We start from the raw sequence: 519 nt of genomic DNA, 5'->3' as shown, positions 1-519 counted from the left end.
CCATGAGGTTCACGCCATACTTATGTCCTTTTTGCAGAGCAAACTCATCCAGACAGACCACTTCAGGAGCTTCATGTTCTTTTGGTTGAGCAAGGCGTTGGGGGGCCAGTTGGTAGTACCAGCGTTCGAGTGTCGAGTAGGCCGCACTCAATTGCTTGGCAACCGAGAGCAAATCCCGACTGTGGCACATATCCACCGCCATCTCTTGAAAAGCAGAGGTGACGGATCCTCGAGGCGGGATACCGTTCCATTCCACTGTCCATGTAAGCACACAACTAGCACAGCGCTGGCGATACACGGGAACGGATACCCAGACGGTCCCCCAAGAAGGAACGAAACGATGACGAAGAATACGCCGTCCAGGACGTGCATGGTTGGTACTGGCTCGGAGACAGATCGGACAAAGATGACAGGCAGAATGCGGTTCCAGAACAGCGATCCAATCCGTTTCCTTTGTTTTTTCCCAATGTGTGAGATGGAATGATGGAAGTCTGATAAAGTCTGTGCTAAAATCAAGGC

Annotated in this window: 1 protein-coding gene; it reads right to left on the bottom strand. The window is 51.6% G+C overall.

Annotation, left to right across the window (positions count from 1 at the left end; genetic code table 11):
• Positions 1-519: transposase (locus AC27IT_RS28260; RefSeq protein ID WP_487092332.1), on the bottom strand; the 519-nt coding region annotated here is incomplete at both ends.

This window comes from Brevibacillus sp. YAE8 (assembly GCF_057543335.1).
This window is presented reverse-complemented; position numbering and strand designations above follow the sequence as displayed.